Below are 16511 nucleotides of genomic sequence, written 5' to 3' on the forward strand. Positions count from 1 at the left end.
CCCGGTGTGGCAGTGTGGCGGTATGAAGAAGCGCACCGTCGCCGCGCTGGCACCGGCCGCCGCGCTGGCCGGAGTCGCACTGCAGGATCTGCTGCAGAAAGAGCACGCGCTGCGGCACAACTTTCCGGTCCTGGCGCGGGCGAGATACCTGCTGGAGGCCATCGGCCCGGAATTGCGCCAGTACATCATCACCAGCAACGACGCCGAGCGGCCGTTCAGCCGCGATCAGCGCCGCTGGGTGTACACGTCGGCGAAGAAGGAGAACAACTACTTCGCGTTCGGCACCGACAACGACATCGAGAACAACACCTACCCGATCATCAAGCACGCGACGTTCTCCGACGTCGCCGCCGCGTCGCCGATCCACGGCAGCGATATCGAGGTACCCGGCGCCAAGATCCTCGGTGGCCCGCGCGGCCGCAGGTACGCGTTTCGGCCGGCGTCGGTGGTCAACGTGTCGGCGATGTCGTTCGGCTCGTTGAGCCCGCAGGCGATCGAGGCGATGAACAAGGGCGCCAAAATCGGCGGCTTCTGGCACAACACCGGTGAGGGTGGGCTGTCCGATCACCACCGGCACGGCGGCGACCTGGTGTTCCAGATCGGCACCGGCTACTTCGGCTGCCGTGACGAGCACGGCCGATTCGACCTGGACCGGCTCGTCGACGTCGTCGGCTCGGCCCCGGTGCGCGCGATCGAGATCAAACTGAGCCAAGGCGCGAAACCTGGTCTCGGCGGCCATCTTCCGGGGGCGAAAGTGAACGCCGAGATTGCCCGGATCCGCGGGGTGCAGCAGGGCAGGGACGTGGTGAGCCCGTCGCGGCATACCGCGTTCCGCGACGTCGACGAGATGCTCGACGTCGTGGAGAAGATCGCGGACGCCACCGGGCTGCCGGTCGGGATCAAGTCCGCGGTGGGGGAGATGGGCTTCTGGGAGACCCTGGCCGACCGGATGGACGACGCGCAGCGCGGCGTCGACTTCGTCACGATCGACGGCGGCGAGGGTGGCACGGGTGCCGCGCCGCTGGTGTTCGAAGACAACGTGTCGTTCCCGTTCCGGACCGGCTTCGCGCAGGTGTACGGGTTGTTCGCCCAGCGTGAGCTGACCGACCGGATCACGTGGATCGGGGCGGGCAAGCTCGGTCTGCCCGCCAATGCGATCGTCGCGTTCGCACTCGGGGTCGACCTGATCAACGTCGCCCGGGAGGCGATGCTGGCCATCGGCTGCATCCAGGCGCAGAAATGCCACACCGACCACTGTCCGACCGGCGTCGCCACCCAGAATCCCTGGCTGGCACGAGGTCTGGATCCCGAACAGAAGTCGCACCGGATGGCCAACTATGTCCAGACGCTGCGGCGCGACCTGGTGAAGGTCTCGGAGGCGGCCGGCGTGCGCCACCCGGCACTGCTGGGGCCTCAGCACGTGGAGATCCTCGACGGCGATCGGGGGCACCGGCCGCTGGCCGAGGTCTACGGCTACCAGGCCGGCTGGGGTGTCCCCGGCGCGCACATCGTCGCCGACATCAACGAGTGCATGAGCTGTTACGACAACATGCCGGGCACTTTCGAGGTGGTCGAGCACACACCGGTGAAGGTCGCGACCGAGCCGAATCAGGCGACGGAGTAGCGCTCAGCCGGCACCGTGCGGGGCGCGCAGTCCGAGCGTGCGCCTGCCTGCGGCGATCAGCTGGTCACGCAGCGTCGCCTCGTCGATCTCGCCCGCGTAGTCGTCGTAGTCGACGCCGGCGGCCGATGCGATGCCGGACATGACGAGCGCCGCCTTCACCTGACCGCCCAGGCCGGGTTCGACGTCGGCGAAGATGTGCATCTGGCGCTGCACCACCGCGGCCCACTCCTGGCGGGTGCGCAGCAGCGCGACGACACCGGGATCGCCGGTGAGCAGCGCGACGATCTCCCGGTGGGACGCGGCCAACGTCGCGTACCCGACGAGCAGATGATCGGCGCGGGCGCGGGCGCCGCGGCGGGACTCCGCGGCCTCGACCAGTGCCGACACCTCGCCGATGAGCGGTTCCATCACCGCGCTCAACAGTTCGTCGCGAGTCCGGAAGTGGTGGTAGATGGCGGATTTCGTCAGGCCGAGCTCGTCGGAGATCATCTGCAGCGACGTTCCGGCGACGCTGTGGCGCTGGAACAACTCGACGGCCACCTCGATCAGACGTTGCCGGGTGGGTCCCTCCGGCTCCGGTGAGGTCCTGCTCACACGAACACCCTCCCTGTCGACTCGGTGACGTTGCCCACTTTAGCTGACCATTCGTACAGGACGCTGCTGTACGTTTGGTCAGTAAGTAACTGTACGATTGGTCAGCTGCCAGGCTAAAGGAGTGCGCGTGACGACCCTGGAAGCCCCCGACTTCTTCCACGGCGAGGAGATGATCGCGGATCCGTACCCGGTGCTGCGCCGGATGCGGGAGATCAGCCCCGTGCTGCGCGAGCCCGGCCACGACGTCCTGGTGGTCACCGGCTACGACGAGGTGCTGGCCGTCGTCGGGGATCCGGAGACGTTCTCGTCGTGCACCTCGACGACGGGATTCATGGCCGGCTTCCCGGTCCCGCTGCAGGGCCGGGACGACGCCGAGGTCCGCGCGCTGATCGAGGAGCACCGTGACTCGCTGCCGTTCAGTGACCAGCTGCCGTCGTTCGACCCGCCCAAGCACACCGCCCACCGGTCGCTGCTGTCGCGTCTGATCACGCCGAAGCGGCTGAAGGAGAACGAGGAGTTCATGTGGCGCCTGGCCGACCGGGTCCTCGACCCGTATCTGGCCGGTGGCGGTGGGGAATTCATCAGGGCCGTGGCCACGCCGTTCGCACTGCTGGTGATCGCCGATCTACTCGGTGTGCCCGAGGACGACCATGCCGAACTCGCCGCGGAACTGACAGGTGACGTCGCACTGGGCAGCGCCGACGGCCGGACCGCCATGGCGCACTCCCCGCTGGAGTATCTCTATGCGCGGTTCGCCGAGTACATCGGGCAGCGCCGTGAGTCGCCGTGCGGCGATGTGATGACCGAGATGGCGCTCGCCACGTTCCCGGACGGTTCCACGCCCGAGGTCATCGATGTGGTCCGGGTCGCGGCGAACCTCTTCTCCGCGGGTCAGGAGACGACCGTGCGGCTGCTGTCGTCGGGACTGAAGCTGCTGGCCGTGAACCCCGAACTGCAGGACCGGATGCGCCGCACTCCGGGCGACATTCCGAACTTCGTCGAAGAGGCGCTGCGGTTCGAGAGCCCGATCAAAGGCGACTTCCGGCTCGCACGAGCCACCACCACGGTCGGCGGAGTCGACGTTCCGGCCGGGGCGACCCTGATGGTGCACTTCGGTGCCGCAAATCGTGATCCCCGGATCTTCGATGACCCCGACATCTTCGATCCCGACAGGCCGAATGCTCGCCGCCACATCGCATTCGGGCGTGGTGTGCACAGCTGCATCGGTGCGCCGCTGGCCCGTGCCGAGGGCCGGGTCCTGATCCAACGGCTGCTCGAGCGCACCGCCGAGATCGCGATCGACGACGCGGCGCACGGACCCAGCCACGAGCGCCGCTTCGCCTACGTGCCCACCTACATCCTGCGCGGGCTCACCGAACTGCACGTGACGGTGCGCTGATGAGAGTCACCCTCGACGACGACATCTGCCGCGGCCACGGCGTGTGCGCCGCCATCTGCCCGGCGGCGTTCGCCATCACCGACGGCGGCTACGCCGAGGTGACGATCGCCGACGTACCGGCCGATCTGGCGACATCGGTCCGGGATGCGGCCGACAACTGCCCCGAACATGCCATCCACATCACCGACGCTCCGGAGGAGAACCATGTCCACTGACTTCGATCGCAAGGACCGCAGGGCATTCGACCTGACCGGCAAGGTCGTCGTGGTGGTCGGCGCAGGGCAGAGTCCCGGGCCGGGTATGGGTAACGGCCGCGCCATCTCCCTGCTCGCGGCACGACACGGCGCCGAAGTGGTTGCGGTGGACCTGAATCCGGCGGCGGTGAAGGAGACCGTCGAGATGATCCTCGCCGACGGCGGCAAGGCCTACGCCGTCGAGGCCGACGTCGCCGACAAGGACGACTGCCGACGCATCTTCGACACCGCGATGGAGAACAGCGGCCGGATCGACGGCATGGTCTACAGCGTCGCGACGAATCCGCCGTTCGACTTCGAGGCCAATTCGATGACCGTGGAGAACTTCAACCGCGGTATCAACGTCAACATGCTGGGGTGCTACCACTGCAATCTCTTTGCCGCCCAATGCATGGAACGCAACGACGGCGACACCACCGGCAGCATCGTCAACATCTCGTCGATCGCCAGCGTCAAGAACGAACTGGGTCTCAACATCGGCATCATGCCGTACGCGTTGGGCAAGTGTGGTGTCAACCAGATCACCGAACTGACCGCGGTGCAGTATGCCGAAGCCGGAATCCGGGCCAACACGCTGATGCTCGGGCCCATCAACTCCGTGCTGGCGAACCGGGATTCGCAGTCGCTGTTCGGCATGGACGCCGAGGAGGCGGCGGAGAAGCACAAGGACGTGGTCAAGCTCAAGATGGGCCGCGGCACCGTGTGGGAATCCGCCTATGCCGCGCTGTATCTGCTCTCCGACGAGTCCCGGTTCATGACCGGACAGCAGATCCGTCTCGACGGCGGCGCCACGCTGGTGCGCTGACCCTGTCAAGGAGCGGATCGGGCCCTGCCGTCACCGGGCCCGGCGGGCTCCCAGGTGTCCATCGCGCGTTCCAGCCCGTCGCTGTCGAGGGCTTCCACCGGCAACCGGTCCTGGTCGTCGCGGCGGCGGATGCCGTCGAGCAGCAGTGCGACGTAACGGCGCCACAGCGTGGGGTCCACATTCCTGGTGAACTCGCTGACGGTTCCGGACAGCAGCCCGAACAGCGGCATATCGGTGGGTGACAGATCACCGCGTACGTGACCGTCGGCCTGTGCGCGTTCGACCAGTTGCCCGAGCAGAGGTTTCAGCCGGTCGCGCGCCGCGCACACCCGTTCGCCGCCGTAGGCCTTGCTGAACGCGATCTCACGCATCCCGCGGTCGGTCGCCGTCAGCTCGCACATCCGCTCCATGAACCACGCGAACCCTTCCCAGGAATCGGGAAAGCGCAGCGCCTCCTCGGCGTAGTCGGCGAGTTGGTGCATGGCGTCGTCGAACAGCGCCTCGAGGAGTTCCTCCTTGCTGGCGAACCTACGGTAGATGGTGCCGACGCCGACGCCGGCGTGGTGGGCGATGTCGTTGAGATGGGGTTCGAGTCCGCGGGTCGCGAACAGATCGCGGGCCGCGGCCAGGATCCGTTGCCGGTTGCGCTCGGCGTCCTTGCGCAACGGGCGCTCGAACGCGGCCGGGGATTCCACGTGGCCAAGTCTAGCCATGCTCTTCTCGATAAGCGGATCAGGCGTATCCATTCGGATTGAATGTATCCACTTAATTGGTTAGGTTGTCTGACGAGAATTTTTCGGCCGCGCCTGGGGGCCGTTCCCGACGCCGAAAGGCACGTTCATGACCAAGGTGTTGCGGCGCTTCTGGCTGCCCGTCGTGATTGTCTGCGCGATCGCCGCGGGGGCCTTCACGGTCAGCAACCTGCGCCTGGTGTTCGGCTCCAACCCCGTGGTCGTCACCCCGGTCGGGGCGGGTATCGCCGAGGACACCGACCCGAAGGTGGTGGTCTACGAGGTCTTCGGTACCGGCGGCTCCGCCGTCGTCAACTACCTGGACCTCGACGGCAAACCGCAGCGCGCCGTCGACACCGCACTGCCCTGGTCGATCACGCTGACCACCACGGCGGCCGCCGCCAACGTCAACATGCTCGCGCAGGGCGACGGAGACAGCATCACCTGCCGGATCACGGTCGACGGCGAGGTCAAGGACGAAAGGACCGCAACCGGTATGAATGCCGAGACCTACTGCCTGGTGAAGTCCGCATGAGCACCACCGTCGACGAGGACTCCGACTCCCCGGTGGACGAGCCCGCCACCAACCCGATCCCGAAAGCACGGCACCGCGCCGACGGGCGCAGACCGCTGGTGCCGCGGTTCCTGCGGGCCTTCGCGATCCCGATCATCCTGGCCTGGGTCGCCATCATCGCCGTGCTCAACACCGTGGTGCCGCAGCTCGACGAGGTCGGCAAGATGCGCGCGGTCTCGATGAGCCCCGCGGATGCGCCGTCGAAGATCGCGACCAAACGCGTCGGCGAGGTGTTCGGCGAGTACACCACGTCGAGTTCGGTGATGATCGTGCTGGAGGGCGACGAGCCGCTGGGCACCGCGGCGCACGCGTTCTACGACGACATGGTCGCCCGGCTGGCGGCCGACACCGAACACATCGAGCACGTCCAGGACTTCTGGGGTGACTCGCTGACCACCACCGGTGCGCAGAGCGTCGACAACAAGGCCGCCTACGTGCAGGTCTACATCGCCGGCGAGCAAGGCGAGGCGCTGGCCAACGAGTCCGTGCAAAGAGTGCGCGAAATAGCCTCGGACGCCTACGCTCCCGCCGGGTTGCACGTGTACGTGACGGGTCCGTCGGCGCTGAGCGCCGATCAGACCGCCGTCGGCGACGCCAGCATGAAGACCATCGAGGCGGTCACATTCGCGGTGATCATCATCATGCTGCTGATCGTCTACCGGTCGGTGGTGACGACGGGCATCGTGATGGTGCTGGTGGTCGCCGGGCTGCTGTCCTCCCGCGGCATCGTCGCCGTGCTGGGGTACCACCACGTCTTCGGCCTGACCACCTTCGCGATCAACATGCTGGTCACGCTCGCCATCGCCGCGGCAACCGACTACGCGATCTTCCTGATCGGGCGATATCACGAAGCCCGGCGTAAGGGTAAGGACCGCGAAAGCGCCTACTACGACATGTTTCACGGCACCGCGCATGTGGTGCTGGCATCGGGTCTGACCATCGCAGGCGCCGCCTGTTGCCTGTACTTCACCCGATTGCCGTACTTCCAGACCATGGGACTGCCGCTGGCCGTCGGCATGGTGATGGTGATCGCGTCGGCGTTGACGCTCGGCCCGGCGCTGATCTCGGTGTGCACGCGGTTCGGCAACGTGCTGGAGCCGAAACGGACGGGCCGGTCCCGGCTGTGGCACAAGGTCGGTACCACCACCGTGCGCTGGCCGGGTGCGATCCTGGTGTGCGCCACGGTCGCCGCGCTGGTCGGCCTGCTGGCGCTGCCCGGCTACCACACCACCTACAACGACCGGATCTACCTGCCCGACAGTGTCCCGGCCAACGTCGGATACGCCGCGTCAGACCGGCATTTCACGCAGGCCAAGATGAACCCGGACCTGCTGCTGATCGAGACCGATCACGACCTGCGCAATCCGGCCGACTTCCTGGTGATCGACAAGATCGCCAAAGCCCTTGTCCGCGTGCACGGTATCGCCCAGGTACAGACCATCACCCGCCCGGACGGCAAGCCGATCGAGCATTCGACGATCCCGTACACGATCGGCCAGAGCGGCACGCTGCAGATCATGAGCAACGACTACACCCAGAACAATCTGGAGAACATGCTCGCCCAGGCCGACGATCTTCAGGTCAGCATCGACGCGATGACCGAGATGATGAGCATCCAGCAGGATCTGGCCGCGGTGTCGGCGTCGATGGCCGACAAGATGGCCAACACGTCCGACGACATGTCCGAGGTGCGTGATCATCTGGCGGACTTCGACGACATGATGCGCCCGATCCGCAACTACCTGTACTGGGAACCGCACTGCTTCAACATCCCGATCTGCTGGTCGCTGCGGTCGGTGTTCGACGCCCTCGACGGCCTGAACACCATGTCCGACGACTTCCAGGAACTGGTGCCGGAGATGCGCCGGATGGCCGAGTTGATGCCGAAGATGGTGGCGGTGATGCCGGCCCAGATCGACTCGATGAAGCACCAGAAGCAGATCCTGTTGAACCAGTACGCTTCTCAGAAGGCGCAGCAGGACCTCGCGATGTCGCTACAGGAGGACATGACCGCGATGGGCGATGCGTTCGACGCGGCGCTCAACGACGACTCGTTCTACCTGCCGCCGGAGGCGTTCACCAACGCCGACTTCCTCGACGGCATGGACAACTTCATCTCCCCGGACGGTAAGGCGGTCCGTTTCACGATCACCCATCAGGGCGATCCGCTGACCCCCGAAGGTATCGCACGGATCGAGCCGCTCAAGGTCGCCGCCGCCGACGCCATCAAGGGCACCCCGTGGGAGGGCTCGGCGATCTATCTGGGCGGCAGCGCGGCGACCTACGCCGACCTGCAGCAGGGTGCGGACTACGACCTGCTGATCGTCGCGGTCGCAGCGCTGATCCTGATCTTCATCATCATGATGGTGCTCACCCGGGCCGTTGCCGCGGCCGCCGTGATCGTCGGCACCGTGGTGCTGAGCCTGGCCGCGTCGTTCGGTCTGTCAGTTCTGTTGTGGCAGCACATCGTCGGCATCCCGTTGCACTGGATGGTGCTGCCGATGTCGGTGATCGTGTTGCTCGCCGTCGGTGCGGACTACAACCTGCTGCTGGTCTCCCGGATGAAGGAGGAGGTGCATGCCGGTATCAACACCGGCATCCTGCGCTCGATGGTCGGTACCGGCTCGGTGGTGACCGCCGCGGGCCTGGTGTTCGCGTTCACGATGATGTCGATGGCGGTGAGCAAGCTCGTCATCATCGGTCAGGTGGGCACGACGATCGGGCTGGGTCTGTTGTTCGACACGCTGGTGGTGCGCTCGCTGATGACCCCGTCGATCGCCTCGCTGCTGGGCCGCTGGTTCTGGTGGCCGCAACGCGTCCGGCCGCGTCCGGTGCCAAGCCCGTGGCCCACGCCGATCGAGCGCGAGCCGCAGCAGGCTGTGGACTAGCGGCGATGGTCAGGTTCGGCGCGCCGAATCTGCAGTTGTGCGCGACGAATCGCCGAATTCTGGCTACCTTCTTCAGATTCGGCTAGCTTTCGCGGAGTTCGGCCAGTGCCTCGGTGCGCTGGTCGATCCAGCTGTGCATCGCGGCGACCTTGTCCGCGAGCTCGGTTGCGCTGAGCCCGTCGGTGACCGGCACGGTGGCCGCGATCTCGTCGAGCAGCGCGTGCGCGCGCCCGTCCGCGTACATCTGGTCGTAGAGCTGCCAGTACGCGTCGTGATAGAGCTGGGTGAACTGCTCCGACGCCAGGAACCGGTCCTTGAGCGGATTGCCGAATTGGGGCCCCTTGCTGCCGAACATGCCAGACGGCGGTGCCGGCATCCCGGGCGGGGGCGGAGGCAGCCGCACGGCGTCATCGGGCCCGATGGTGGCCTCGCCGGTCATCGCCAGGTTCAGATCCCACGAGATCACGGACAGTTTCCGGGTTTTCAGGTCGAACCAGAGGTAGTAGTTCTGGCCGGGGCCCGCCATATCGTCGGCGTTGACCAGGAGATTCTGGGTGGCCACGTACCGTGCGAACGATTCGACGTCCACCCAGTCGGCCAGATGTGCGTCGAACTCCTCGGTGTCGGCGCGGTCGAGCCACTGCAGAAAGCTGATCACCGGCGCGAGGCTGCCGTTGTCAGACGAGTTGAGCTGCTTGAACTTTTCGGCGTATGCGGACTGGTCGGTGCCGGCGAACTCCATAGCCGAACTGGCGTCGGCCTTGTACAGGTAGCCGTCCGAGTCGAACAGGCTCTGCGCGTATCCCTCGTCGGGATGCTCGAGAAGAAGCCGTGTGGTGGTCTGCCCGTTGATCGTGTACGTCGCATACCCGTATCGCTGGGTGGGCTGGTCCGTGGCCGCCGTCAGCGACAGCGCCAGCGCTTCGTTGAGCACCGGGGTGCCCGGCCGCACCGACAGTTCCGTCATGCCCTGATAGCCGCGCCCGTCGACGTTCTCGTCGAAACTGATCAACAACGGCAGGGTGGTGGGGTTGTCGGCGTCGGCGGCGCCGACCCCGCCCATGAACTGACTGAACGACGGAGCGCCGGGGCCGGGCGCACCGGGCTTGCCGGGCGGGAAGTCCCCGCGCAGCGCCATCAGGGTGGAATTGCCCTTCAGTCGTACCGCCGCGTTGGGGATGGCCGTACCGTCGATGACGAGGTCGGCGTTCACCCACTTCTTGGCGCCGTCCTTCTCGTACGCCGAGATCATGTCCGCGTACTCGGCGGGCGAGATGCCGACCGAGACCGTGTGCGCGACAGTCGAATCGAACAGATCGACGGTGCCGGCGATGTTGTCGGTGATCGCGGAGGTCACCACCGCGATGTCGCCGGTGATGTACGGCCGGATCATGGTCTGCCCGAACGCTGCCGTCAAGCCCACCGCGCCGGCCACCAGCACCGCGAGCAGCTTCCAGTGCTGCCGGAGCCGGACCGGAACACGGTGTGCCAGGCGTCGTCTCGGCGGCGGCGGTGCTGCCGGGCCCGGCATCAGATGTCGGTCTGGTCGTATCCGGTCAGCACGGTGACCCGCTGCCCGGAGTTCACCGCGCTGAGCGCCGAGATCAGCTCGCCGGCCTTTCGGCCCTTCTTCAACCGCGCGGTGTAGTACAGCTCGGTCAGTGCGCCGGATCGGGCGGATTCGGTGGAGACCAGCTCGAACTCGCTGCAATGTGCGATCAGGACGTCCTCGACACGGGCGGTGTACTCCGGCTCCGGCGGCACCTGCACCTTGACCACCTGGCGCTGCACGTCGAGCTTGAACCAGTTGAAGCGGTACATGATCACCAGCACCAGGCAGATCACCACGGTCGCTGCGACGGCCAGCACGTAGAAGCGGGTGCCGGTCGTCATCCCGATCGCCATGGCCAGGAAGATGAAGCCGACGTCGCGCGTCTCCTTGATGGCGTTGCGGAAGCGGATCACCGACAGGGCGCCGACGAGGGCGAACGCACGCGCGATGTTCGAGCCGACGACGAGCATGATCACCGAGATCACCATGCAGACCATCACGAGGGTCTGGACGTAGGACTGGCTGTAGGAGACGTTCTTGTGGGTGTAGCGGTAGACCCAGCCGATGATCGTGGCCAGCACGAATGACAGTGCCAGCGAGGCGATCACGTCGAACACCGTGAAGGTACCGCTGAGGTCTTGCAGGTTGATGGTCATTCTCGATCTTTCGGGGATATCGCGTGAGCGGGCTGAATCAGGAAGGAACTCAGGGGAGAACGGCGACGGGCTCGTGGTCGGCGAGTTCGGGGGCGCCGTAGCGGGAGCGCGGCGCGAGCTCGAACGCCTGAACCGACTGGCAGTACTTGGAGATCCGGACCACCGACATATCGCTGCGCGCCGTGAGATCGGTGACCCAGTAGGGCACCCGCTCGTTGGCCTTGATCTCCACGATCGCCAGGTGCGGCGGGATGATGAACCGGTTCTGGGCGCCGGAGACGAATCCGAAGTCGCGGTCGCGGCCGTGCACCTTGTGGTCGATCGTCACGCGCAGGCCGAGGTCGGCGTCGCGGCCGACGAACGCCTCCCGGAGGTAGCCGGTGGTGACGATCGGGCGCAGATCCAGGTTGCCTACCAACGTGGTGACCTCGTCGACGAACGGGCGTTCGGCCGGTGCGTGGGTGACCGGCTCTCGGTGGTCGAGCCACCGGCGAGCGGGGCCGTACGGCATGGCCAGGCGGCGTTTCTGGGTGACCCGGTTCACCCGCTGCTTGATCTCGACCTGGACCGGCGTGTCGTCGGTGCACTCGGAAGGGTTGCCGTACAGACGCATCCGCAGTTTGCGGCGGAAGCGCAGGCCCTCGATCTTCTCCCAGTAGAAGCGCAGATCGGGGGTGTCGTAGTACAGCGAGGTCACCGGGTAGCCGCCGTGCGGCGAGTACGGATCCGAGTCCATGTGGCCAGTGAGTTCGTCGCGCAGCGCCGGTACCTTGGCCTCGTCGAGCAGGTATTTGATCTCGTAGCGGTTGAACGCGTGGAGCCGGCTCGCAGTCTGCTGGTATCCCGTGGGCCGGGTCGGAACATCTTCGGGTGCGTCGTGCGCGGTATCCGCGGGTCCCCGCCTGAACCTGTCGAATACGCCCATGTGGAGACCCGTCCCCCTTTCGTCGCCGCCGCTGATCGTTACCCAAGCTAAGCATCCGAAGCTATGTGCCGGCTGTGAGGGGGGTGTGCGTGTGAGCGGTTTCTTGTGCAGGGACAAGCTATGGCGGAGGACACATTTCGCGGTCAGGTCACGGGGTGACGGTGATTTTGAAGATCAGTGTGCTGAGCGCGCCGAAGGCGCCGTGCCCACCGAGGTAGAGGCGTTTGGTGTCGTAGCCGGCGACGTCTTTCATGGTCTCGGCGCCGAAGCGGGCCGTGGTGGCGGTCCCGGTGACGGTGACGTCGGCGCCCAGCAGCGCGTGGCGGATCCCGGCCCGCTCGTCCCCGGCGGCGGTGGCGACGACTTCCCCGATGGTGCGGTGATGCCCGGTGGCAGGCACCGCCGCGCAGGCGACGCCGTACTCAGCGAGATACCGGTGCAGGTCGGCGATGGTGGTGTCGGCGCCGACGGCCAGGCTGAGGTTGCCGAGGTTGACCGTGATGTCGGTGTTGTGGCCGGTGGTCAACGCCGCGTCGGGATCCGGGTGCAGGCCGCCGGTCAGTGCGGCGTGTACGGCGGCCCCGAACACCGACGTGTCCGGTTCTTCGGGGCCGGGGTCGGGCAGCATCACGCCGGGGTTGAGGATCCCGGCCGGGTCGAACGCTGTCTTGATGGCGCGTTGCGCGGCGATCTCGACCGGGGTGAAACGCTGGGTCATGAACGCGATCTTCTCGGTCCCGACACCGTGTTCACCGGTGATGGTGCCGCCCAAGGCCAGCGCGGCGGCGATGATCTCGTTGTTCGCCGCTTCCAGCGCCGAGGCGGCCAACGGGTTGTCCTTGTCGTAGAACGTCGTCGGGTGCAGATCGCCGTCGCCGGCGTGCCCGCACACCGCGATGAACAACAGCCCGTCGGCGTGCCGCGCCGCGGTGGCCTGGATCGCTTCCTGCATCTCGGGGATCCGGTCGCGGGGCACGGTGACGTCACCGATGAAGAAACCCTTGCCGCTGGCCACCACCGAGTCCGGGGCGTGCAGGCGCCCGTACCACAGCGCGGCGCGGTCGGTCTCGTCCTCGGCGATGCGCACCTCGGTGGCCCGGGCCCGCAACACCTGTTCCACGATCGCCTGATCGCGAGCCACCTCCTCGGCGTTGCCGTCGACATCGATGAGCACGATGGAGTCGGCGTCGAGCGGATAGCCGGTGTCGTAGAACTGCTGCAACCCGGCGATACCGGCACGGTCGAGCCACTCCACCGCCGAGGGCACCACCCCGGTGGCGATGATCTCGGCGATCGTGTCGGCCGCGCATCGCGCGGTCGCGAACGCCCCCATCAGGCTGTGGGTGACCGGCGCGATCGGGCGCAACGCGACCGTGGCCGCGGTGACGACGCCCAGGGTGCCCTCGGAGCCGATGATCACCCCGAGCAGGTCCGGGCCGTCATCCTCAGCGCCCACGGTGACGGTCTGGCCGCTGGGCAGGGCGACCTCGACGGACAGGATGTGGTTGTAGGTCACGCCGTACTTCAACGCGTGCGGACCGCCGGCGTTTTCGATGATGTTGCCGCCCACGGTGGCCAGATGCGCCGACACCGGATCAGGGGAGAAACACAACCCGTACGGCGCCAACGCCTCTTGTAAATCGGAGTTCACCACCCCCGGCTCGACCCGGGCACACCGGTGTTCGGGATCGATGTCGAGAATGTGGTCCAGCCCCGACAAATCCAGCAACACCCGGCTCGCCGACGGCATCATCCCACCACTGCAGTTAGACGCCCCACCCCGGGGAACCACCGCCACCCCGAACCGCGACGCCAATCCCAGAATCGGTGCCACCTCGTCGCGCGAGTGCGGCCGCACCATCAACTCCGCCACCCCACCCACACCCCAGAAATCATGCCCACGGTCGGTGAGAACTGCGCTGTCGGTGACGATCTCGGCGTATTCGGCGACCGCCGACGCGAACCGCTCGGTGACGGGGGCGGTTTCGGTGACGGGGGCAGTGTGGGAAGTCATGTCGACCACTCCTTCGGGCTGGCGAGGTATCTTGCGGGACATCTGTTGTGAAGTACCTTCGCCGTGCGAGGGGGCGATGTCTGCGATGCTGCCCGCCAACATGGGGGACAGCTACCTGGCGAGCGGCATGGGTGCCAGCCGGAACTCTCTACTGTGGAAAGGGTGTTGCTCTTCTTCGGGTACGGCACCAAGCACAAACATCTCGGCGCGGGCCAGGTGAGAACCTGCCCTCGATGTCACAACACCACGCAGTGGAACCGGATGCGGGAGTTCAAGCAACTGAGCGTGTTCTTCGTCCCGGTCGCACGGTGGGGTCGCCGGCAGTTCGAGGTGTGCGGAATCTGCGGCACCGCGGTCGCTTAGCTAGGCTTGCGCCATGCGACCCAGCACCGCCGAGGCTCTGCGGCCGCTGTCCGTCGCGATCCGGGAAGGCTCCGCGGCCGAGCACGAAGCCGCCGAGCAATCGCCGTTCGTGACCGAGTTGCTCGCCGGCCGCGTCGATGCGCGCGGCTACACCGCATACCTGCTTCGACTGCGGGTGGTCTACCAGGCTCTCGGAGACGCGATCCGGACACATCGCGACGATCCGCTGGTCGCCGCCGTCTACGACCCGCGGCTGGAGCGCGTGCCGGCGATCGACGCGGATCTACGCCACTGGGCGTCCGGTGCCGATCACCACGTCGATTCGCCCGCCGCACAGCGGTATCGGGGGAGGATCGATGGATCCTGTTGGGGCGGCGCGCTACTCGCGCACCACTACACCCGCTACCTCGGTGACCTGTCCGGCGGCCAGGCGATGGGCCGAATCCTGGACCGCGAGTTCGAGCTCGGCGGTGAGGGTCTGGCGTTCTACCGCTTCCCGGTGCGCGTCAAGCCGTACAAGGACGACTACCGCGACCGGCTGGACCGGCTCGGTCTGGACGCCGGCGAGACCGACCGCGTGGTCGCCGAGGTGAAGACGGCCTTCGCCTTGAACCAGGCGGTGTTCGACGAGCTGGGCGCGGCGCTGCCGGATTACCGGCGCTGATCCCTGCTGCCCGGAGGTTCGGGGGCGTTGAGGTTGAAGTGCACGCCGACCATCCGGATCACGAAGCAGGCCGAAGCGGCCAGCAGTGCGGCGGACAGGCCGTAGACGCCGATCCCCATCGCCGCGACGGTCAGCGTCGCCGCCACCAGCGCGGGTATCGCATAAAGCTCACTGCGCAGGACGGTCGGAACCTGGCCGATCATCAGGTCGCGGATGGTGCCGCCGCCGACCGCAGTGATCACCCCGAGCAGCACCGCCGGCCCGACCCCGAGGCCGTACTCGACCGCCTTTCCTGCGCCCATCACCGCGAACACGCTGAGCCCGACCGCGTCGAGCACCGTGATCGGCATCTCCAGACGGTGCAGCTTGCGGCTCAACGCGAACGCGATCAACCCGCCGGCGAGGGCCAGCGCGAAGTAGTACCAGAGCTGGAAGGTCGCGGGCGGCACCGCACCGATCAGGATGTCGCGGATCACGCCGCCGCCGAGTGCCGTCATCATGCCGAGGGTGACCACCCCGACCACGTCCAACCGGGTGGCGCGCACGGCCGTCAGAGCGCCGTTCAGCCCGAACACGAACGTGCCGATCAGATCGAGCGCGAGCAGCAGTGGCGGTTGGGCACTCACCCGTCGTGCCTATCACGTCTGTGCCGCGGGCCGGGACCGTGCTACCAGAACCGCCGTCAGTGCGAGTGCGGTGGCGCCTCCGAGCGCCGCGACCAGGACCGGGGTGGTGTCGTGCAGGCGGACCGCGATGCCGATCAGTGCCCAGATGAGCACCAGAAGATAGGCGATGTCGCCGTGCCGCAGCCCCATCGCCACACCCAGACCGGCGGCCACCAGCACCATGATCACCCCCCAGGTCGGTTCGCTCAGGCCGAAGCCCGACCAGCCCGCGTCGTCGAGGGTGATCGTCGCGTTGGCGATGGTGGCCAACGAGATCCAGCCCAGATACACCCGGAACGGGATGTGCACCGACCACCGTTCCAGCGCCGAGGTCGCCGGCCGGACGGCCTGTATCCGGTAGATGACGATCAGCGCACCCAGTAGCACAGCCATCAGCGCCATGCTCAGCGGGAACAGGTTGTGGTGCCAGGCCAGCAGCCACGTGCAGTTCGCCGCCGCGGTGAGCAGATACCAGGGTGCGACCGCGCGGGCGGCACCGCTGTCGGGCCGGTGCCGGGCCAGGGTCAGGCCCATGTACACGGTGTAGGCGAACAGTCCGAGGTAGATGACGCTCCAGATCGAGAACACGTATCCGGCCGGGACGAAGAACACCTCGAAGCGCCGGGTCACCTCGCCGGTGGTCTGCCCGTTGATCGGCAGGCCGTTGGCCAGATAGTTGACCACCAGCGTGGCCGCGGTGGCGAGGCTGACGGCAGCCGACAGCAGGAACGTCGACGTCGGACGGCTCTGGAGGGTGGATTCGGCCATGTCCTGCTACATGCCCGATCTGGGCGCGGGGGAAC

The 16511-nt window shown here is 66.9% G+C and carries 16 protein-coding genes; 8 read left to right on the plus strand and 8 right to left on the minus strand.

Annotated features, from left to right (window positions below; translation table 11 throughout):
* Window positions 1-22 precede the first annotated feature (22 nt).
* Entirely contained in the window at window positions 23-1624 is a 1602-nt protein-coding gene (locus tag NTM_RS07565; RefSeq protein ID WP_163765937.1) for an FMN-binding glutamate synthase family protein, read from the plus strand.
* A gap of 3 nt (window positions 1625-1627) precedes the next feature.
* Here NTM_RS07565 and NTM_RS07570 read toward each other — a convergent pair whose 3' ends face one another.
* On the minus strand, window positions 1628-2218 hold the full coding sequence (locus NTM_RS07570; protein ID WP_163765938.1) for a TetR/AcrR family transcriptional regulator: 591 nt from the start codon (window positions 2216-2218) through the stop codon (window positions 1628-1630).
* A gap of 169 nt (window positions 2219-2387) precedes the next feature.
* On the opposite strand from NTM_RS07570, the gene NTM_RS07575 reads away from it, so the two are divergent.
* The 3 genes from NTM_RS07575 to NTM_RS07585 are packed head-to-tail and all read left to right on the plus strand — an operon-like array spanning window position 2388 to window position 4676.
* Entirely contained in the window at window positions 2388-3617 is a 1230-nt protein-coding gene (locus tag NTM_RS07575) for a cytochrome P450 (protein ID WP_197746376.1), read from the plus strand.
* On the plus strand, window positions 3617-3832 hold the full coding sequence (locus NTM_RS07580; protein WP_104865384.1) for a ferredoxin: 216 nt from the start codon (window positions 3617-3619) through the stop codon (window positions 3830-3832). Before NTM_RS07575 ends, NTM_RS07580 begins: the two co-directional genes overlap by 1 nt.
* The gene (locus tag NTM_RS07585) at window positions 3822-4676 is read left to right on the plus strand and encodes an SDR family NAD(P)-dependent oxidoreductase (RefSeq protein ID WP_163765940.1); all 855 of its coding nucleotides are present in this window, start codon (window positions 3822-3824) and stop codon (window positions 4674-4676) included. The genes NTM_RS07580 and NTM_RS07585 overlap by 11 nt, the downstream gene beginning before the upstream one ends.
* A 5-nt stretch (window positions 4677-4681) precedes the next feature.
* Here NTM_RS07585 and NTM_RS07590 read toward each other — a convergent pair whose 3' ends face one another.
* Window positions 4682-5371, minus strand: coding sequence for a TetR/AcrR family transcriptional regulator (locus tag NTM_RS07590; protein WP_494337774.1), 690 nt, complete (start codon window positions 5369-5371; stop codon window positions 4682-4684).
* A gap of 145 nt (window positions 5372-5516) precedes the next feature.
* Here NTM_RS07590 and NTM_RS07595 point away from each other — a divergent pair, with 145 nt between their 5' ends.
* Window positions 5517-5942, plus strand: coding sequence for an MmpS family transport accessory protein (locus NTM_RS07595; protein WP_104865387.1), 426 nt, complete (start codon window positions 5517-5519; stop codon window positions 5940-5942).
* Entirely contained in the window at window positions 5939-8869 is a 2931-nt protein-coding gene (locus NTM_RS07600) for an MMPL/RND family transporter (RefSeq protein ID WP_163765942.1), read from the plus strand. Before NTM_RS07595 ends, NTM_RS07600 begins: the two co-directional genes overlap by 4 nt.
* Window positions 8870-8951: 82 nt before the next feature.
* Here NTM_RS07600 and NTM_RS07605 read toward each other — a convergent pair whose 3' ends face one another.
* From NTM_RS07605 to NTM_RS07620, 4 genes are all read right to left on the minus strand, one after another.
* Window positions 8952-10400 carry a CotH kinase family protein gene (locus tag NTM_RS07605; RefSeq protein ID WP_163765943.1) on the minus strand — a complete coding sequence of 483 codons (1449 nt, stop codon included), beginning with the start codon at window positions 10398-10400 and terminating at the stop codon, window positions 8952-8954.
* Window positions 10400-11077 carry a DUF4956 domain-containing protein gene (locus tag NTM_RS07610; RefSeq protein ID WP_104865390.1) on the minus strand — a complete coding sequence of 226 codons (678 nt, stop codon included), beginning with the start codon at window positions 11075-11077 and terminating at the stop codon, window positions 10400-10402. The genes NTM_RS07605 and NTM_RS07610 overlap by 1 nt, the downstream gene beginning before the upstream one ends.
* A gap of 49 nt (window positions 11078-11126) precedes the next feature.
* Entirely contained in the window at window positions 11127-12002 is an 876-nt protein-coding gene (locus tag NTM_RS07615) for a polyphosphate polymerase domain-containing protein (protein WP_163765944.1), read from the minus strand.
* Between the two features lie 148 nt (window positions 12003-12150).
* Window positions 12151-14016 carry an FAD-linked oxidase C-terminal domain-containing protein gene (locus tag NTM_RS07620; protein WP_163765945.1) on the minus strand — a complete coding sequence of 622 codons (1866 nt, stop codon included), beginning with the start codon at window positions 14014-14016 and terminating at the stop codon, window positions 12151-12153.
* 162 nt (window positions 14017-14178) lie between these two features.
* Between NTM_RS07620 and NTM_RS07625 the strand changes: the two genes are divergently transcribed.
* Both NTM_RS07625 and NTM_RS07630 read left to right on the plus strand, forming a co-directional pair.
* A complete protein-coding gene (locus tag NTM_RS07625) occupies window positions 14179-14379 on the plus strand; it encodes a zinc-ribbon domain-containing protein (RefSeq protein ID WP_104865393.1) in 201 nt (66 codons plus the stop codon).
* 13 nt (window positions 14380-14392) lie between these two features.
* Window positions 14393-15043, plus strand: a complete 651-nt coding sequence (locus tag NTM_RS07630; RefSeq protein ID WP_163765946.1) for a biliverdin-producing heme oxygenase — start codon at window positions 14393-14395, stop codon at window positions 15041-15043.
* Here NTM_RS07630 and NTM_RS07635 read toward each other — a convergent pair.
* Together NTM_RS07635 and NTM_RS07640 are read right to left on the minus strand one after the other, a co-directional pair.
* The gene (locus NTM_RS07635) at window positions 15031-15669 is read right to left on the minus strand and encodes a trimeric intracellular cation channel family protein (RefSeq protein WP_163765947.1); all 639 of its coding nucleotides are present in this window, start codon (window positions 15667-15669) and stop codon (window positions 15031-15033) included. The genes NTM_RS07630 and NTM_RS07635 overlap by 13 nt on opposite strands.
* Window positions 15670-15681: 12 nt before the next feature.
* Window positions 15682-16476: a TspO-related membrane protein gene (locus NTM_RS07640; protein ID WP_163765948.1), complete on the minus strand. Its 795-nt coding sequence runs from the start codon at window positions 16474-16476 to the stop codon at window positions 15682-15684.
* Window positions 16477-16511: the final 35 nt, after the last annotated feature.

Source organism: Mycolicibacterium parafortuitum, assembly GCF_010725485.1.
In the GTDB taxonomy this organism is placed as follows: Bacteria; Actinomycetota; Actinomycetes; order Mycobacteriales; family Mycobacteriaceae; genus Mycobacterium.

Coding starts and splice junctions, on each gene's coding strand:
- NTM_RS07575 (WP_197746376.1), top strand. CDS start 2,388: ATGATCGCGGATCCGTACCCGGTGCTGCGCCGGATGCGGGAGATCAGC.
- NTM_RS07595 (WP_104865387.1), top strand. CDS start 5,517: ATGACCAAGGTGTTGCGGCGCTTCTGGCTGCCCGTCGTGATTGTCTGC.
- NTM_RS07585 (WP_163765940.1), top strand. CDS start 3,822: ATGTCCACTGACTTCGATCGCAAGGACCGCAGGGCATTCGACCTGACC.
- NTM_RS07630 (WP_163765946.1), top strand. CDS start 14,393: ATGCGACCCAGCACCGCCGAGGCTCTGCGGCCGCTGTCCGTCGCGATC.
- NTM_RS07620 (WP_163765945.1), bottom strand. CDS start 14,016: ATGACTTCCCACACTGCCCCCGTCACCGAAACCGCCCCCGTCACCGAG.
- NTM_RS07615 (WP_163765944.1), bottom strand. CDS start 12,002: ATGGGCGTATTCGACAGGTTCAGGCGGGGACCCGCGGATACCGCGCAC.
- NTM_RS07600 (WP_163765942.1), top strand. CDS start 5,939: ATGAGCACCACCGTCGACGAGGACTCCGACTCCCCGGTGGACGAGCCC.
- NTM_RS07565 (WP_163765937.1), top strand. CDS start 23: ATGAAGAAGCGCACCGTCGCCGCGCTGGCACCGGCCGCCGCGCTGGCC.
- NTM_RS07640 (WP_163765948.1), bottom strand. CDS start 16,476: ATGGCCGAATCCACCCTCCAGAGCCGTCCGACGTCGACGTTCCTGCTG.
- NTM_RS07580 (WP_104865384.1), top strand. CDS start 3,617: ATGAGAGTCACCCTCGACGACGACATCTGCCGCGGCCACGGCGTGTGC.
- NTM_RS07610 (WP_104865390.1), bottom strand. CDS start 11,077: ATGACCATCAACCTGCAAGACCTCAGCGGTACCTTCACGGTGTTCGAC.
- NTM_RS07605 (WP_163765943.1), bottom strand. CDS start 10,400: ATGCCGGGCCCGGCAGCACCGCCGCCGCCGAGACGACGCCTGGCACAC.